At 69.7% G+C, this 15,302-nt stretch carries 13 protein-coding genes and 1 pseudogene; 6 read left to right on the top strand and 8 right to left on the bottom strand.

Going from position 1 to position 15,302, the window contains the following annotated elements:
- Nucleotides 1–2,904, top strand: a complete 2,904-nt coding sequence (locus tag SLUN_RS33200) for an NHLP bacteriocin export ABC transporter permease/ATPase subunit (protein ID WP_108153623.1) — start codon at nucleotides 1–3, stop codon at nucleotides 2,902–2,904.
- Nucleotides 2,905–2,936: 32 nt separating this feature from the next.
- On the opposite strand, the gene ribA is transcribed toward SLUN_RS33200, so the two are convergent.
- Nucleotides 2,937–3,587, bottom strand: coding sequence for a GTP cyclohydrolase II (gene ribA, locus SLUN_RS33195; protein WP_108153622.1), 651 nt, complete (start codon nucleotides 3,585–3,587; stop codon nucleotides 2,937–2,939).
- A 137-nt stretch (nucleotides 3,588–3,724) separates the two neighbouring features.
- On the opposite strand from ribA, the gene SLUN_RS33190 reads away from it, so the two are divergent.
- Together SLUN_RS33190 and SLUN_RS41720 are read left to right on the top strand one after the other, a co-directional pair.
- Nucleotides 3,725–4,471, top strand: a complete 747-nt coding sequence (locus SLUN_RS33190; RefSeq protein WP_108153621.1) for a creatininase family protein — start codon at nucleotides 3,725–3,727, stop codon at nucleotides 4,469–4,471.
- Entirely contained in the window at nucleotides 4,468–5,292 is an 825-nt protein-coding gene (locus SLUN_RS41720; RefSeq protein WP_170146632.1) for a RibD family protein, read from the top strand. The genes SLUN_RS33190 and SLUN_RS41720 overlap by 4 nt, the downstream gene beginning before the upstream one ends.
- A gap of 108 nt (nucleotides 5,293–5,400) precedes the next feature.
- Here the strand turns inward: SLUN_RS41720 and SLUN_RS40180 are convergent.
- From SLUN_RS40180 to SLUN_RS33165, 5 genes and pseudogenes are all read right to left on the bottom strand, one after another.
- Nucleotides 5,401–6,225 (bottom strand): annotated as a pseudogene (locus SLUN_RS40180) (lysylphosphatidylglycerol synthase transmembrane domain-containing protein); the annotation flags it as partial.
- The gene (locus tag SLUN_RS33180) at nucleotides 6,222–7,103 is read right to left on the bottom strand and encodes a class I SAM-dependent methyltransferase (protein ID WP_108153620.1); all 882 of its coding nucleotides are present in this window, start codon (nucleotides 7,101–7,103) and stop codon (nucleotides 6,222–6,224) included. The gene SLUN_RS33180 and the pseudogene SLUN_RS40180, both read right to left, overlap by 4 nt.
- Entirely contained in the window at nucleotides 7,100–8,206 is a 1,107-nt protein-coding gene (locus SLUN_RS33175; protein ID WP_108153619.1) for a glycosyltransferase family 4 protein, read from the bottom strand. The genes SLUN_RS33180 and SLUN_RS33175 overlap by 4 nt, the downstream gene beginning before the upstream one ends.
- A complete protein-coding gene (locus tag SLUN_RS33170; RefSeq protein ID WP_108153618.1) occupies nucleotides 8,203–8,601 on the bottom strand; it encodes a 6-pyruvoyl trahydropterin synthase family protein in 399 nt (132 codons plus the stop codon). Before SLUN_RS33170 ends, SLUN_RS33175 begins: the two co-directional genes overlap by 4 nt.
- A 63-nt stretch (nucleotides 8,602–8,664) precedes the next feature.
- The gene (locus SLUN_RS33165) at nucleotides 8,665–9,657 is read right to left on the bottom strand and encodes a zinc-dependent alcohol dehydrogenase (RefSeq protein ID WP_108153617.1); all 993 of its coding nucleotides are present in this window, start codon (nucleotides 9,655–9,657) and stop codon (nucleotides 8,665–8,667) included.
- A 108-nt stretch (nucleotides 9,658–9,765) separates the two neighbouring features.
- Between SLUN_RS33165 and SLUN_RS33160 the strand changes: the two genes are divergently transcribed.
- A complete protein-coding gene (locus SLUN_RS33160) occupies nucleotides 9,766–10,491 on the top strand; it encodes a CDP-alcohol phosphatidyltransferase family protein (protein WP_108153616.1) in 726 nt (241 codons plus the stop codon).
- Between the two features lie 138 nt (nucleotides 10,492–10,629).
- Here SLUN_RS33160 and SLUN_RS33155 read toward each other — a convergent pair whose 3' ends face one another.
- Both SLUN_RS33155 and SLUN_RS33150 read right to left on the bottom strand, forming a co-directional pair.
- Nucleotides 10,630–10,815 (bottom strand): DUF397 domain-containing protein, encoded by a 186-nt coding sequence (locus SLUN_RS33155; protein ID WP_108153615.1) that lies wholly within the window; start codon nucleotides 10,813–10,815, stop codon nucleotides 10,630–10,632.
- Complete coding sequence (locus SLUN_RS33150) at nucleotides 10,812–11,636, bottom strand: helix-turn-helix domain-containing protein (RefSeq protein ID WP_108153614.1); 825 nt, start codon at nucleotides 11,634–11,636, stop codon at nucleotides 10,812–10,814. Before SLUN_RS33150 ends, SLUN_RS33155 begins: the two co-directional genes overlap by 4 nt.
- 369 nt (nucleotides 11,637–12,005) lie before the next feature.
- Between SLUN_RS33150 and SLUN_RS33145 the strand changes: the two genes are divergently transcribed.
- Together SLUN_RS33145 and SLUN_RS33140 are read left to right on the top strand one after the other, a co-directional pair.
- Nucleotides 12,006–13,835, top strand: a complete 1,830-nt coding sequence (locus SLUN_RS33145) for an AMP-dependent synthetase/ligase (RefSeq protein ID WP_108153613.1) — start codon at nucleotides 12,006–12,008, stop codon at nucleotides 13,833–13,835.
- Nucleotides 13,836–14,379: 544 nt separating this feature from the next.
- On the top strand, nucleotides 14,380–15,288 hold the full coding sequence (locus SLUN_RS33140) for a trypsin-like serine peptidase (RefSeq protein ID WP_257153841.1): 909 nt from the start codon (nucleotides 14,380–14,382) through the stop codon (nucleotides 15,286–15,288).
- Nucleotides 15,289–15,302 lie beyond the last annotated feature (14 nt).

Genomic DNA, 15,302 nt, shown 5'->3' with positions numbered 1-15,302 from the left:
GTGTCATCCGTACACCCCTCCACGGCCGCGGGGCCCGCCGAGTCCGACGCGGTGACGCACGCACTGGGCGGCCTCGGCACCCCGGTGGACTGCACGGGTCTGCGCAGTGTGCCGCTGGAGGGGCCGCAGGTGCTGTGGCTCGTTGTCGGCGGGGCCCTCGATCTCTTCGCGGTCGACGCCGCCCAGCAGGGTCACTGGCACTTCCTCGGCCGCCTGGAGGCCGGAACTCTGCTGCTCGGCCCGGTGCAAGGGCCGCAGCACACCCTGCTCGGCAGGCCCTCGCAGGACTGTCTGCTGCGCCGGATACCGCTGCGCGAGCTGTACCGGCCCGAGTACGGGGAAACCGGCCAGTACGACGCCTACGGGAATCAGTACGGCGGTCAGTACGGCGGTCAGGCCGACGGCACGTACGGGGCCGGGTACGAGCCCGTGCCCACCCCGCTGGAGTACGCCTTCGCGCTCGGCATCAGCCGCGGTCTCGGCGTCCTGTTCGAGGCCCCGCTCGACGGCCGGCCGGCCACCGAAGAGGCCGTGGCCGACGACGACATCCTGTGGATGCCGGTCTCCCCCGGCAGCGTCCAGTACGGCGCCGTGTACAGCGCCGAGGCCGCGGGCGACCTGCTGGTCGACGCCGCGACCTGGCAGCAGATGGTCAACCAGCAGTACCGGCTGCTGTCCGCGGTGGACCGCTGGATCGAACAGCTGGAGCGCGCCCACGAAGACCGTACGGCGGCCGGCATCAAGGCGGGCGAGGCCGTCCGCGAGCGCGCGGACCAGGCGTTGCTGGCGTCCATCGGCAGGCCGGAGCGGGCCGGACGGTCTGCCACCGTTGCGGACAGGGCCACCGACGACGCCACCCTCGCCGTCTGCCGCCGCGTCGCCGAGGCCACCGGGATCACGCTCTCCGAGCCCCCGAAGAGCGCCGCGAGGGACGCGCGGGTCAGTCCGGTCGAGCGCATCGCCGTCGGCTCACGGATCCGTACCCGCGCGGTCAGACTCGACGACCGCTGGTGGCGTACGAACTCCGGTCCGCTGGTGGGCCATTGGGCCAGGTCCGGAGCGCCGGTCGCGCTGCTGTGGCGCCGTGGCCGGTACGAGGCGGTGAACCCGGCATCGGGTCTGCGCAGGCGCATCGGCAAGGACGTTGCCGAGGATATCGAGCCGCGCGCCGTGATGTTCTACCGTCCGCTGCCGGAACGGCCGATGACCATGTGGCGGCTGCTGCGCTTCAGCATGCGCGGCACCAGGAGCGACGTACGGAACCTGGCCCTCGGCATTCTGGTGACGGTCGGTCTCGGTGCGCTGGTGCCGATCGCGACCGGGCAGGTGCTCGGTGTCTATGTGCCGACGGCCGAGACGAGCCTCATCGTCCAGGTCTCGCTGGCCGTCATGATCGCCGGCATCGTCACCGCCGCCTTCATGCTGCTGCAGAATCTCACCGTTCTGCGGATGGAGGGGCGTATCGAGAGCGCGCTGCAACCGGCCGTGTGGGACCGGCTGCTGCGGCTGCCGACGAAGTTCTTCACCGAGCGCTCCACCGGAGAGCTGGCCAGTGCGGCGATGGGCATCAGCTCCATCCGCCGGCTGCTGTCCGGCATGGGTCCGGTGGCCGTACAGGCGAGCACGGTCGGTGCCATGAACCTCGCACTGCTGCTCTGGTACAGCGTGCCGCTGGCGCTGGCCGCGATCGGCATGCTGCTCGTCATCGGGGCCGTCTTCCTCGGGATGGGCCTGTGGCAGCTGCGGTGGCAGCGGCAACTGGTCGAGCTCGGCAACAAGCTCAACAACCAGGCGTTCCAGACCCTGCGCGGACTGCCCAAGCTGCGCGTCGCCGCGGCGGAGAGCTTCGCGTACGCGGCCTGGGCGCGCGAGTTCGCGCGCTCGCGTGAACTGCAGCAGCGGGCGGGCCGGGTCAGGAACCTGACCACGGTCCTCGACGCGGTCTATCTGCCGCTCTGCACGCTCACGATGTTCATGCTGCTGGCCGGACCTGCCCGCGGCAGCATGTCGGCGGGTGAGTTCCTCACCTTCAACACCTCCGTGACCATGCTGCTGACCTCGGTCACCCAGCTCTCCGGGGCACTCGTCTCGGTCGCCGCGGCACTGCCCATGTTCGAGCAGATCAAGCCGGTCCTGGACGAGGCACCGGAGGTCCGCGGCGCCAGCGCACAGCCCGGCGTCCTGTCCGGCGGGATCGAGGCCAGGAAGCTCTCCTTCCGCTATACCGACGACGGCCCGCTGGTCCTCGACGATGTGTCCCTCCAGGTGAGGCCGGGCGAGTTCGTGGCGATCGTCGGCCCCAGCGGCTGCGGAAAGTCGACGCTGCTGCGGCTCCTCATCGGCTTCGACAAACCGGCCTCGGGCAGCGTGCTGTACGACGGCCAGGACCTGGCCGCCCTGGACCAGGCGGCGGTGCGGCGCCAGTGCGGTGTCGTCCTGCAGAACGCACAGCCGCTCACCGGATCGATCCTGGACTGCATCTGCGGCGCCGAGGCCTTCACCCAGGAAGAGGCCTGGGAGGCGGCCGAAATGGCGGGCCTGGCCGAGGACATCAAGCGCATGCCGATGGGCCTGCACACCATGATCGCGGGCGGCGGCGCGATCTCGGGCGGCCAGCGGCAGCGCCTGATGATCGCCCAGGCGCTCATCCGCCGCCCGCGCATCCTCTTCTTCGACGAGGCCACGAGCGCGCTGGACAACGAGACCCAGCGCATCGTGATCGAGTCCACCCGCCGGCTGAGCGCCAGCCGCGTGGTGATCGCGCACCGGCTGACCACGGTGATGGACGCCGACCGCGTGATCGTCATGTCGGACGGCCGGGTCGTGGAGCAGGGCGCGCCGGCGGACCTGCTCGCTCATCCAGGTGGTCAGCTGCACGAACTGGTGCGCCGTCAGATGGCGTGACCGCAGAGGACATGACGGTCAACCCGTGAGGCCTATTCGACGGCGCCGTCCAGGTGTGGCAGGTAGTGGTCGAGGCGTTCCCGCTTGGTCCACAGATAGGAGAGGTTCTCCTCGCGCGGCGCGATCAGCAGCGGCACCTGTTCGGTGACCTTGATGCCGTGCCGCAGCAGCGCCTCGCGCTTGAGCGGATTGTTCGACAGCAGCCGTACGGACGGGACGTCGAGGTCGTGCAGAATGTCCGCCGCCACCTTGTAGTCGCGGGCGTCGGCGGGGAACCCGAGGGCGAGATTCGCCTCGACCGTGTCCATCCCCTCCGCCTGGAGCTTCATCGCCCGGAGCTTGGCCAACAGCCCGATCCCGCGCCCCTCATGGCCCCTGAGATAGACGAGGATGCCGTGCCCTTCCCGCACGATGGCATCCAGCGCGGCGGCGAGCTGATCGCCGCATTCACAGTGTTTGGACCCGAAGACATCTCCGGTCAGACACTCCGAATGCACACGCGTGAGAGCTCCTTCTCTCTCGACATCGCCGTACACAAGCACCATTTGCTCATCGGCGCTTTCGCGGTCCAGGTAGCCGATAGCGAGAAATTCGCCGTGCATGGTGGACAACCGCACATCCACCACTCGTTCGACACCTGATGGACGAACACGACCGCCGAACGCACCATCACTTTCTGTCATGACCCGATCCTATATGGCAGGCTCACGGAAGCGTGAGCGAAAATGGTTGAGGAACTTCACTTGGACATCAACTGGCTGTCCGATTCATCACGTTCGACCGTGGGTGCACGGAGCGGACGACGAAAGGCCGGAAAGACATGAGCGGTTCGGAAACGGCACAGGCACCGGGCCTGTTGCCCTGGGACTCGACACAGGACGTGAGGGCCCGGCGGGCCGCGGTCGCCGTCCTTCCCGTCGGCAGCTTCGAGCAGCACGGAGCGTTCCTTCCCTTGGTGACCGACACGGTCATCGCCTGCACGATCGCCGGGGAGGCAGCCGCCGCCCACCCGGTCAACCTGCTTCCGCCGGTGACGATCTCCTGCTCCCACGAGCACGCGGCCTGGCCAGGAACCGTCAGCATTTCCGCCGCGACCCTCCACTTGGTCGTACGGGACATCGCCGACTCGCTGCGACGGTCCGGGGTGCGTGCCCTGATTCTTGTCAATGGGCACGGGGGAAATTACGTACTGCGCAATGTGGTTCAGGAATCCGTCGGCAGCGAGATGCCCATGGCGCTTTTCCCGGGCCCGGCGGACTGGGACACAGCTCGGACGCGGGCAGGCGTACAGACACCCTCGCACAGCGATATGCACGCGGGGGAAGTGGAGACATCCATCCTTCTGCATGCCCACCCCGAACTTGTCCGTCCCGGTTATGAAACGTCCGACTTCCTTGCCGACGAGCGTAAGCATCTGCTCACTCTCGGTATGTCGGCGTACACGGAGTCCGGTGTGATCGGCCGCCCTTCCATGGCGTCAGCCGAGAAGGGAAAACAACTGCTCGCCTCGCTTGCCGATTCCTTCGGTGAGTACGTCTCACTGCTCACCTCCCGGGAGACCCGATGACCGGCCGCAACGCGGTACTTGACGCGGCGAAGGCCTGGGAACGGCTGCGCGGCATCCGGTCCGAGGCGGACGCCGAAGCCGCCGGACTGGTCCCGGGCGCAGGCGGGCCACGGCACTGGAGCGAGGCTGCCTCGCCCGAGGCACAGCTGCTCGCCGACCGCTATCTGCCGCTGTGCCTGGCCGGTCCTCACCTCACCTTCGCCCAACTCGGGCAGAGCCTGGACGGCTTCATCGCGACGCGTACCGGCGACTCCGACTTTGTCACCGGCGAGGAGGACCGTCTCCATCTGCACCGCCTGCGGGCGCTCGCCGACGCGGTCGTCGTCGGCGCCGGGACCGCCGTCGCGGACGACCCCCGGTTGACGGTGCGGGCCTGTCCTGGGGACAACCCGGTGCGCGTCGTCCTCGATCCGAAGGGCCGCGTGCCGCTGGGGCGTCAGGTGTTCACCGATGGTTCAGCCCCGACTCTGTGGGTGGTGGGCGCCGGCGGCGAGCGTGGCAAGGCCGTGCCCGACGGCGTCGATGTGCTGGTACTCCCGGACGGCGACGACTTCGCCCCGGGCCGCCTGGTGCAGGCGCTGGCGCGGCGCGGCCTGGGCCGAGTGCTGATCGAGGGCGGCGGTGTCACCGTGTCGCGGTTCCTGCAAGAGGGTGCGCTGCACCGGCTGTACGTCACCGTGGCGCCGGTCCTGCTCGGCGACGGAATCCCCGGGCTCCGATTCCCCGGACAGCCGGTGATGCGGGACGCGCTGCGCCCGCCGGTGCGACGCGCCGCCCTCGGCGACGACACGCTCTTCGAGCTTGAGTTGCGGACGCCTTAGGTTCTGTCCGACGAGCCACTGACCGGCGAGCACACCCGCGCCGGGCAGGCTCGCGGCGAAGGTGAGCACTCCGTAGACCACGGCGACGGTCAGGCCCTGGGCGGCGCCCAGGCCGGCCGCGCCGAAGGCCCAGGCGGTGACACCTTCCCTGGGGCCCCAGCCGCCGACGTTCAGGGGCAGCGCCATGGCGAGCAGCGCCAGCACCATCAGGGGCACGAGCTCGGCGGTCGGCGCCGTTGCGCCCGCGGCACGGGCGGCGAGAAGGAAGGTGCCGAGGTGTCCCGCCAGCACCACGACGGAGGAGAGGACAACTCCCGGCCAGCTACTGCGTGAGAGCAGTCCGAGGCGCGTCTCGGCCAGCGCGGAGCGTACAGCCCGGCGCCATCGCGAGGCGTCGGGCTTCCTGCCGAGCCTCACGGCCGCCGCGATCATCAGGGCGCCGGTCACGGCGACGGTCAGCGCGATCACCGGCGACGTGGCAAGAGGGCGGATCCCTGCCAGGGCAGGGGTCGGCCCGGCGATCAGGACCGTCACGCCGACCGCGATCAGGACGAGCTGGCCCGCGGCCCGTTCGAGGACGACGGCACGGACGCCTCGGCCGATGTCGCCGGTGCTCTGTCCGTGCCGTACCGCGCGGTGCACATCGCCGAGTACGCCGCCGGGCAGCGCCGCGTTCAGGAACAGGGCGCGGTAGTAGTCGGCGACGGCCGACCCCAGCGGCAGCCGGATGCCGAGGCCACTGGCCACGATGCGCCAGCGCCAGGCGCTGAACACCGTGGTGAGCAGGCCGAGTCCGAGCGCGGCCAGGAGCGTGGGACCGTCTATTCTGCGCAGCCCGTCCAGGAAGGCTCCGGTGCCAAGACGCCACACCAGCACGGCGAGGATGCCCACTCCGGCGATCGTGCCTATTCGGGCCCTCGTCCGCCCGCTCATGATGTCCCGCCCGTCGACGAGGGCCCGCCCGCCCACGAGGGCCCGCCCGTCTGCCGGGGCAGTGCCAGCAGATCGCTGTGGTGCACCACCACCCGCAACTCGCCCGCCGCGCACTGCGCCAGACGGCGCAGCAGATACGTGTCGGCGCGCCGCGCCAGGGCCGGGCGGTGCTCGCAGGCCGCGCCGACCCAGCCCCGCAGCCACTCCACCGTCAGAGCCGACTCATCGGGGCCGAGCCGCCACGTGCTGGCGTCGGTGCGTACTGTCGCCCCGTGCCGTGCGAAGGCCCCGGTGGCCACGGTGACCGCATCGGGTCCGAGCAGACCGCTGCGGCGCTGGTGGGCGTTGAACGCGTACACGATCTCGGCATCCATCGGTTCGGCCGGTGTCAGCTCGACCCGTCCCACCACGGAGAGCGCCAGCAGGGCGGGGCAGCCGGCCCCCTCGCAGGCCGCCGCGAGCCCGTCCACTTCCTCCCGGGTGAGCACGTCCAGCAGTGCGGAGGCCGTCAACAGCGAGGCGCCGGCCAGAGTCTTCGCGGTCAGACGCGCGATGTCACCGCGCCGGGTCGCGACCGTCACGCGGCTGCCGTCGCCCGCCGCACGGGGTGTGCGCACGGCTGCCAGGTCGAGCAGAGCGGGATCGCGGTCGTGCAGGATCCAGTGCTGCGGGCCGTTCAGCCGGGGTGCGAGCCAGCGTCCCATGGAGCCGGTGCCGCAGCCGAGATCGTGGATCACCAGCCGCGGGCCGGGGCGCTCCCGGCCGGCCAGCCAGTGCTGGAGCGGCCCGAGGAGTCCGGGGGCGCGGGCGGCCGCGTCGGCACCCTCCCGCAGCTCCAGCCACTCGGGGGCGTAATGAGGCACTTCGGTCGTGTTCATGCGGCCCTCCGGGGTTCGCTTCGGAGGTGCTCCAACGCACCGGCCAGATTCCGTGCAGTCGTCCCCCACCCGTCCAGCGCGGTGCGCCGCTCGCGTGCGGCCTCCTTCAGCCGGTGGCGCAGTGCGGGCTCGCGGAACCAGCGACGCAGTGCCGTGGGGAGTGCCGCCGGGTCCTCCGACGGTACGAGCAGGCCCGGCACGCTGCCGTCGGGCGCGCGCCCGAGAGCCTCCGGGAGTCCGCCGACGGCTGTCGCCAGTACGGGAATGCCATGGGCGAGGGCCTCGGTCACGGCCATGCCGTACGTCTCGGCGTACGAGGTGAGCACCATGAGGTCGGCGGCGGCGTAGGCGGCCGCCAGCTCCGCACCGGCCCGTGGTCCGACGAGGTGGACCCGGTCGCCCAGGCTGGCTTCCTCGATCAGCTCTCTGAGACCGGCGACGTAGCCGGGGTCCTGGTCGAGGCCGCCGACGCAGACGCAGGTCCAGGGCAGGTCGGCGACGGCCGCAAGTGCCTTCACCAGCCGGTACTGCCCCTTGCGCGGGGTCACGGAGGCGACGCACAGCAGCCGCGAGGCTCCGTCGGTGCCGGGTGCCGACGGCGCGATGTCGGCACCGGGGGCGGCGACATGGACCCGGCCGGAGGCGAGCCCGTGGTGGGCCACGAGCCTGCGGGCCGCCCAGTCGCTGGTCGCCACGACCGCCGGTACGGCGCGCAGAGTTTCGCGCTCCAGGGCGTCCAGGTCGGCCGCCCGGGCGGGCGCAAGTCCTGTCTCGTCGCCGAGCGGCAGGTGTACGAGGACGGCCAGGCGCAGCCGTTGGGCTTCCCGGGCGACGATGTCGGGAACGGCGCAGGCGACGAGTCCGTCGAGAAGGACGACACCGCCGTCCTCCGCCTCCGCCAGGACGCGGGACAGTTCGGCGCGGGCGGCCGCTCCGGGCCGCGGCCAGGTGCCCGCGACGGCGTGTTCGTGAACGTGCCAGCCGACACCGGGCAGGTCCTGGCACACCCGCCGGTCATAGACGTTGCCGCCGCTGGGTGCGGCCGCGTCGTCGACGCCACCGGGCATCACGAAGTGCACCGCACGGGCGTGGGCACGGTTCATAGGCCGCGCTCGTAACTCGCCCAGGCGATGTGGGACTCGTGCAGGGTGACCGTGATGCCGGTCAGGCCGCGTGCGCCCTCGCCCAGTGCCCCCGCGTGCACCCGGTCGGCGAGGCGGTCGGCGATCACCTTGGCCACGAATTCCGTACTGGTGTTGATGCCGGCGAAGTCGGGTTCGTCGTCGAGATTGCGGTAGTTCAGCGCGGCGACCACCGCGTTGAGTTCCTGGGTGGCCAGACCGATGTCGACGACGATGTTGTCGTCGTCCAGCTCGGGGCGGCGGAACGTGGCGTCCACGAGAAAGGTCGCTCCGTGCAGGCGCTGCGCGGGCCCGAAGACCTCGCCGCGGAAGCTGTGGGCGATCATGAGGTGATCACGGACGGTGATGCTGAACAACGAACGACCCTCCAGGTATGGCGGTACATCTGACCTGTAGTACGGCCGACCTGACCTCCTTGTTCAGGCCGGATCAGCAGCTGTTTCGTACAGCACGCGGTGGCAGAGGCCCGGGAGCTCCCCGGAGGCGAGCCGTGGCAGGACCTCGGGCAGCTCGTCGAAGGCGCATTCGCCGGTGATCAGCGCGTCGAAAGCGGGGTCGGCGAGCAGGTCGAGCGCGAGCGCGAGACGGTCGGCGAAGGTCCGGCTGGAGCGCCGCGAGGGGGACACCATCCCCACTTGGCTGCTGCGCAGGACCAGGCGGCGGGAGTGGAAGGCCTCCCCCAGCGGCAGGCTGATCCGCCGGTCGCCGTACCAGCTCAGTTCGAGAACCGTCCCCTCCGGGGCAAGAAGTTCCAGTGAGCGGGCGAGTCCGTCCTCGGTGGCGCTGGCGTGGACGACGAGATCGCAGTCGCCCGCGGCGTCCTCGGGGAGCGCGAAGTCGACGCCGAGTGCCCTCGCGACGGCGGCGCGCCCGGGGTCCATGTCGACCAGTTGGACCCGGACGGCGGGGAACCTGGCGAGGACAGCGGCGACGCAGGCGCCGACCATGCCCGCTCCGACGACGGCGATGCGGTCGCCGAGCTGTGGTGCGGCGTCCCACACGGCGTTCACGGCAGTCTCCACCGTTCCTGCCAGCACGGCCCGCGCGGCGGGCACGGTGTCCGGCACGGGGGTCACGGCGCTCGCCGGGACGACGTACCGGGTCTGGTGCGGGTAGAGGCAGAAGACCGTACGGCCGACCAGGTGTCGTGGCCCTTCCTCGACAAGGCCGACGTTGAGGTAGCCGTACTTGACCGGCCCGGGAAAGTCGCCGTCCTGGAACGGCGCCCGCATCGCGCCGTGTTGGCTCTCCGGTACGCCGCCGCGGAAGACGAGGGTCTCCGTTCCACGGCTCACACCGGAACAGAGCGTGCGCACGAGCACCTCGTCGTCGGCGGGCTCCGGCAGCGAGAGGTCCCGGATCTCCCCGTGGCCGGGAGAGCGGAGCCAGAAGGCCCGTGCCACGCGCTTCATCTGCGTACTCCTGAACATTCGGGCGACGTTTGACGTACTGATCTTCAAGAAGCCGCGGCCACGGTACGCGGCACCATGGACTCTGTCACGCAGCCGGAAGGGGCAAGGGTGGCCCTGAACAACACGTACGACATGAGGCTGCTGCGGCACGAGACGACCGCGGGAGCGGGCGCGCAGCTCCTCCTGCTGGCCCTGCTCGGCACGGCGATCGGTCTGGGGCCCGCGGGCTGGCTGACGGGTCTGGCCTTCGGGGTCGCCACCTGGGCGGTGCTGACACGCGCCCTGCGCCGGTCATGGCTGCAGCCCTTCGGAGCGGCCAACCGCGTCACCCTGGCCCGCGCGACGCTCGTCGGAGGTGTGACCGCGCTGGTCGCGGACTCCTTCGAGAGCCCGCCACCGGTCACGGTCCTGGTGGCGCTCACCTCGGTCGCGCTGATACTCGACGCGGTCGACGGCAAGGTCGCCCGGCGCACCGGCACATCGTCCGCGCTGGGGGCACGCTTCGACATGGAGGTCGACGCCTTCCTCATATTGGTGCTCAGCGTTTACGTCGCCATGTCGCTTGGCCCTTGGGTGCTGTTGATAGGCGCCATGCGGTACGCCTTCGTCGCGGCGGCCCGGGTACTGCCGTGGCTGAACGGAGCCCTGCCGCCGAGCACGGCACGTAAGACGGTGGCCGCGCTGCAGGGGATCGTGCTGCTCGTGGCGGGGGCGGGGATACTTCCGCTGCTGTCGGCGTTCGCGACGGTCCTGTCGGCGCTGATGCTCCTGATGTGGTCCTTCGGACGCGACATCAGGTGGCTGTGGCGGGTCAGGGACCATCAGCGGGCTTGAACGGATCGCCTTCGTCGAGCGCATCGCCACACTGCTACTGGCGACGGGCAGCCCGGGTTCGGGGCAACTCCCTAATTCGGCTCGCACGGTGTGGGCCCCGAGCCTCTCACCATGCGAGCCGCGAGCCGCTCGGGCAGATCAAAGGGCGGCGTATCCGATGAAATCCGCCCAAGCCGCCTGCGATACGGAGAAGCGCGGCCCGTCCTTCTCCTTGGAGTCACGGACATGGACGACGTCGGGTCGGCACGCGACCTCCACGCAACTGTCACCCTGCGAACCGCTGTAGCTGCTCTTGAACCAGTTCAGCTCGTCGGTGGTGCTCATAGCGCTCCTCGCATCCGCTTCAACAGCTCCGCCGAGTCCGCCGGGGACAGGGCCTGTGAGCGCATCTTGGCATAGCGCATCTGCATCAGGCTGACGTCTTTCGGACCAGTGATCAGCTGTCCCGTCTGCTGCCCCTCCGAGTAGCCCAGCCACCTGTTGTCCGGAGTCTCCAGAAGCTGCATCGGGCCGTCCGAACCGGCGTGGTGCGGCTGCCGCAGCGGCATGATCTGCAGCTCGACGTTCCACAACTCGGCGCGGGAGATGAGGTGGTCGAGGAGCTCCCGCGTGACCTCCTCGCCACCGGTGTGCCGCAGCAGCACCGACTCGTCGACGATGAAGCTGAACACGATCGGCGGCCTGCGGGTCAGCAGCTCCTGCCGCTCCATGCGCGCGGTGATCCGTTCCTCCAGCTCCTCCTCGGTGGGCGGCGGGGGGACGTTGAGCATCACGGCCCGTGCGTACGCCTCGGTCTGCAGCAGTCCGGGCACCACCCGGCACTCGTACGTGCACAGGCTGACCGCGGTCGCCTCCAGCTGCGCCCACAACCGGAACCAGGCGGCCAGGCCCGGCCGACGCGACACATGCCGGGCCACCGCCCGTAGCACTCCGAACGAGTCCAGGGACTCCTCGGCCCTCTCGATGAAGTGGGCGGTCGGCATCCGCCGGCCCTGCTCGATCGAGGCGACCGAAGCGATCGAGTAGTTCAACCGCTCGGCGAGCTGCTCCTGCGTCAGTAAGGCCCGTTCCCGGAAGACTTTCAATGCCGCCCCGAACGCCTTGAGGCTGTCGGACTGTTCGGGTGCACTGCTGATGCTCGCCATGGGCGGCGACCCCCTTGTCGCGCTTGTCGCACTCCTTGCACAGGTACAACGACTCCACCGTCACGTGGGGTTACTCGTACTGTCCAGAGCGTGAACCCGTACAGGGGGTCGGTGTACGGGCACCACACGCCGACCCGCCGCTGGCGGCATGGGCCCTACTCGCACCCGGCACACGCCAGTGGGTACACGAACCGTACGTACGCCACCGCGCGTATACGGCACGACTGTTGCCTCGGCGCCGTGGGCGGCACGTACCGCCTGACCTCGGATGTGTCCGAAAACTAGGCAGCAACTGCTCCCTGCATGTACCTTTCGCACCCTGAGTTGCACACAGCGTGGCGCCCCCAACACGGGGAAGGGAGAGGCCATATGCAAGGAAACGGTCCTCCGTTCCGTGCCGGACCTCCGTGGTCGGGAGGACTCGCCGACTCGGTGTACGAGACGGCCGATCGCGATCCCTCCCTGGTGCAGCTCTCCCGCCGGACGGGTACTCGGCCGGACGACTGGGAGCCGGTGAGTGCGGAGCTGTTCCGGGACCAGGTCATCGCCGTGGCCAAGGGGTTCCTCGCCAATGGCATCCGGTTCGGCGACCGGGTCGCGCTGATGTCCCGTACGCGCTACGAGTGGACGGTTCTGGCGTACGCCCTGTGGTCGGTCGGCGCCGAGGTCGTTCCGGTCTACCCCACCTCGTCCATCGAGCAGGTGCGCTGGATCCTGTACGACGCCCAGGTCCGGGCCATCGTGGTCGAGCACGAGCACCATGCGATGACCGTGGCGGCGGCCTCCGACGCGGAGACCCGGCTGTTCGCGATCTGGCAGATGGACCTGGACTGTGTGGCGTCCCTGATCAACCAGGGCCTCGGCGTGGACGACGAACTGATCCACCGTCACCGCGCCGCCGTGCTGCCCGACCAGATCGCCGCGATCGGCTACACCTCCGGCACCACGGGAACACCCAAGGGCTGCCTCATCACCCACGCCAACCTGGCCGCCGAATGCGACATCCTGCTCGAGGGCTGGGGCGGGATCATCGCCGAGCCCGGTGTGCAGCCGTCGATCCTCAACTTCCTGCCCGTGGCCCACATTTACGGGCTGATGGTCGTGCTGGCCTGCCTGCGCGGCGGCGTCCGTCTCGGCCACCAGCCCGATCTGACGCCCGAGACGCTGCTCCCCGCCCTGGCGTCGTTCCGGCCGACGTTCCTCTTCGCCGTCCCGTACATCTTCGAGAAGATCTTCCACAAGGCTCGCCGCACCGCCGAGGAGGCGGGCCACGTGAGCCTCTTCGACAAGGCCGCGGCCGTCGCCGTGCGCTATGCCGAGTCCGTGGAACGGCACTCCATCGGCTCGGGTCACGGTCCGAGCCCGTCGCTGAAGGTCCTGCATGCCGTATACGACCGCCTGGTCTACGGCAAGTTGCGCGCCGTACTGGGCGGTCAGGTACGCAACGCCGTGTCCGGCGGCTCGACGCTCCGAAGGGAGGTGGGGCTGTTCTTCGCCGGCGCGGGCGTCACCGTGTACGACGGCTACGGACTCACCGAGACGGCAGGCGCGATCACGGCTCAGCCACCGGGAGCCGTCAGATTCGGCACGGTGGGCCGGCCCATTCCCGGCTGCGCGGTACACATCGCGGATGACAGCGAGGTGTGGGTAAGCGGCGACACTGTCTTCGCCGGCTACCTCAACAACCCCAAGGCCACCGAAGCGGTGCTGCGGGACGGATGGTTCGCCACCGGCGACATGGGCCACCTCGACGACGAGGGCTACCTCGTCATCACGGGGCGCAAGAAGGACATCATCATCACCAGCGGCGGCAAGAGCGTGGCCCCGCTGCCCCTGGAAGAGGAGCTGCGCCACCATCCGCTGATCTCGCAGTGCCTGGTGGTGGGCGACGACCAGCCGTACATCGCGGCGCTCATCACGGTGGATCCCGAAGCGCTGGCCCACTGGCAGGCGCTGAAGGGGAAGCCGCAGTCGGACATGTCGGCGATGGCGGACGACGAGGACCTGCGGGCGCAGATCCAACGGGCCGTCTCCCGGGCCAACACACAGGTTTCGAGGGCTGAGTCCATCCGCGCGTTCCGCATCCTGCCGAACGAGTTCAGTCTGCACGACGGTCTGATGACACCGACGATGAAGCTCAAGCGCCGGGCGATCACGGGCGCGTACGCGGCGGACATCGACGCGCTCTACATGCGCTGAGGGGTGGGTCGGTGGGCTCTCTGACGATCAATTGGTGACCGTCAAGTTGCTCGCCGGTGACGTTTGTGTTGCGGGGCCCAAAGAGGCATAACCCGACGGGCCGTTCTGGAATAGACGGCGTTCAGGTTAATGCATGAACGTAACGAGAGATCTTAAAGGGCTGACGCACCGGGCCCTCACCGATGGCGGTGGGCAGCCGCTGGTCAGCAAATGGCTGGTCAGAGAGCTGTCCCGCGCCGCCTACTCGTCGGCACCCAGCACACAAGTATTCGGCAAGCAAGCGGTGGATCCGGACTGACCGAAATGCGCGGCACGGTAAGGGAATAGCGGAGCGACTTATTTCGGACTATCACCGGGGCACTTGCCAGACCTACGGTCGCTTCAACTCCGCGCATTGGCTGGCGAATTGCGGCAATGCGCGTCCGAATCGACCATGGGGAGTATCACTCGTGCGCAGTCTCAGACAGGCACTTCTACCGCTGGCCACTGCAGCCATGCTGGCATTGGCCGGGGCGGGACCCGCAATGGCGGGACCCACCCCGCCGTGCCCGGACCCTCCGCCGTCCCCGCCGGGGCCGCGACCACCGCCAGCCCCACTCCGCGGCTCGCCGGCGGTGCGCCGGTCGACTCGCCGGCCGCCGCCGCCGCGCTGGCCCGCTACTGGACGCCGGAGCGGATGAGAAAAGCCATCCCCCTCGACCGGACAGCCGTTTCGCCGGGCGCCGCCCAGAGCAAGCCCGGACCCACCGGGCAGCCGGGATCGACCCCGCCCGCCGAGGGACGGCCGGGCACGGTCCGGCCCCTGGTCACCGAATCCGCAGCAGTGGGCAAGGTGTTTTTCACCAACCCCAGCAACGGACTCAACTACGCCTGCTCGGCCAGTGCCCTCAACAGCGGCTCGAAGCAGATGCTGATCACCGCAGGGCACTGCGTGCACGGGGGTAGCGGCGGCACTTGGATGACCAACTGGACCTACGCGCCGCGCTACCGCTCCGGCGTCCGTCCCTTCGGCACCTTCGCCGCCAAACAGTTCCGCACCTTCAACACCTGGATCAGCAGCAGTGACCTCGGCCGGGACGTGGCGATGGTGACCACCTGGCCGCTCAACGGCAACAAGATCGTCAATGTCACCGGCGGTCACGGACTGAGCTGGAACTTCTCGCGCACCCAGGCCATGACCGTGATGGGCTACCCGGGCAACCGCGACAACGGCCAGCTCCAGTGGGCCTGCCAGGGCACCACCCGCGCGGTCGGCGACGGCCGCATTGAACTGCAGTGTGACTTCGGCGGCGGATCGAGTGGCGGGCCGTGGCTGCGAGAGTTCAACGACGCCAACGGCCTGGGCTCCGTCAACGGGGCGATGAGCACGCTCGCCACAGGCGGCTGGAATCGGAGCTCGTACTTCGATGACGCGGTCAAGGCGATGTACGACGCCCAGGGCGGCGTCACCTGACAGCCTGAAAGCCT

Origin of the sequence: Streptomyces lunaelactis (assembly GCF_003054555.1) — a bacterium.
GTDB lineage: Bacteria > Actinomycetota > Actinomycetes > Streptomycetales > Streptomycetaceae > Streptomyces > Streptomyces lunaelactis.
Note: the sequence above shows the minus strand (reverse complement) of the source record. Positions and strands in the feature narration are given on the sequence as shown.

Bases quoted from the DNA above. Each gene is read 5' to 3' on its own strand.
- SLUN_RS33190 (WP_108153621.1), top strand. From the start codon at position 3,725: ATGAGCGGTTCGGAAACGGCACAGGCACCGGGCCTGTTGCCCTGGGAC.
- SLUN_RS33175 (WP_108153619.1), bottom strand. From the start codon at position 8,206: ATGAACCGTGCCCACGCCCGTGCGGTGCACTTCGTGATGCCCGGTGGC.
- ribA (WP_108153622.1), bottom strand. From the start codon at position 3,587: ATGACAGAAAGTGATGGTGCGTTCGGCGGTCGTGTTCGTCCATCAGGT.
- SLUN_RS41720 (WP_170146632.1), top strand. From the start codon at position 4,468: ATGACCGGCCGCAACGCGGTACTTGACGCGGCGAAGGCCTGGGAACGG.
- SLUN_RS33180 (WP_108153620.1), bottom strand. From the start codon at position 7,103: ATGAACACGACCGAAGTGCCTCATTACGCCCCCGAGTGGCTGGAGCTG.
- SLUN_RS33165 (WP_108153617.1), bottom strand. From the start codon at position 9,657: ATGAAGCGCGTGGCACGGGCCTTCTGGCTCCGCTCTCCCGGCCACGGG.
- SLUN_RS33150 (WP_108153614.1), bottom strand. From the start codon at position 11,636: ATGGCGAGCATCAGCAGTGCACCCGAACAGTCCGACAGCCTCAAGGCG.
- SLUN_RS33145 (WP_108153613.1), top strand. From the start codon at position 12,006: ATGCAAGGAAACGGTCCTCCGTTCCGTGCCGGACCTCCGTGGTCGGGA.
- SLUN_RS33155 (WP_108153615.1), bottom strand. From the start codon at position 10,815: ATGAGCACCACCGACGAGCTGAACTGGTTCAAGAGCAGCTACAGCGGT.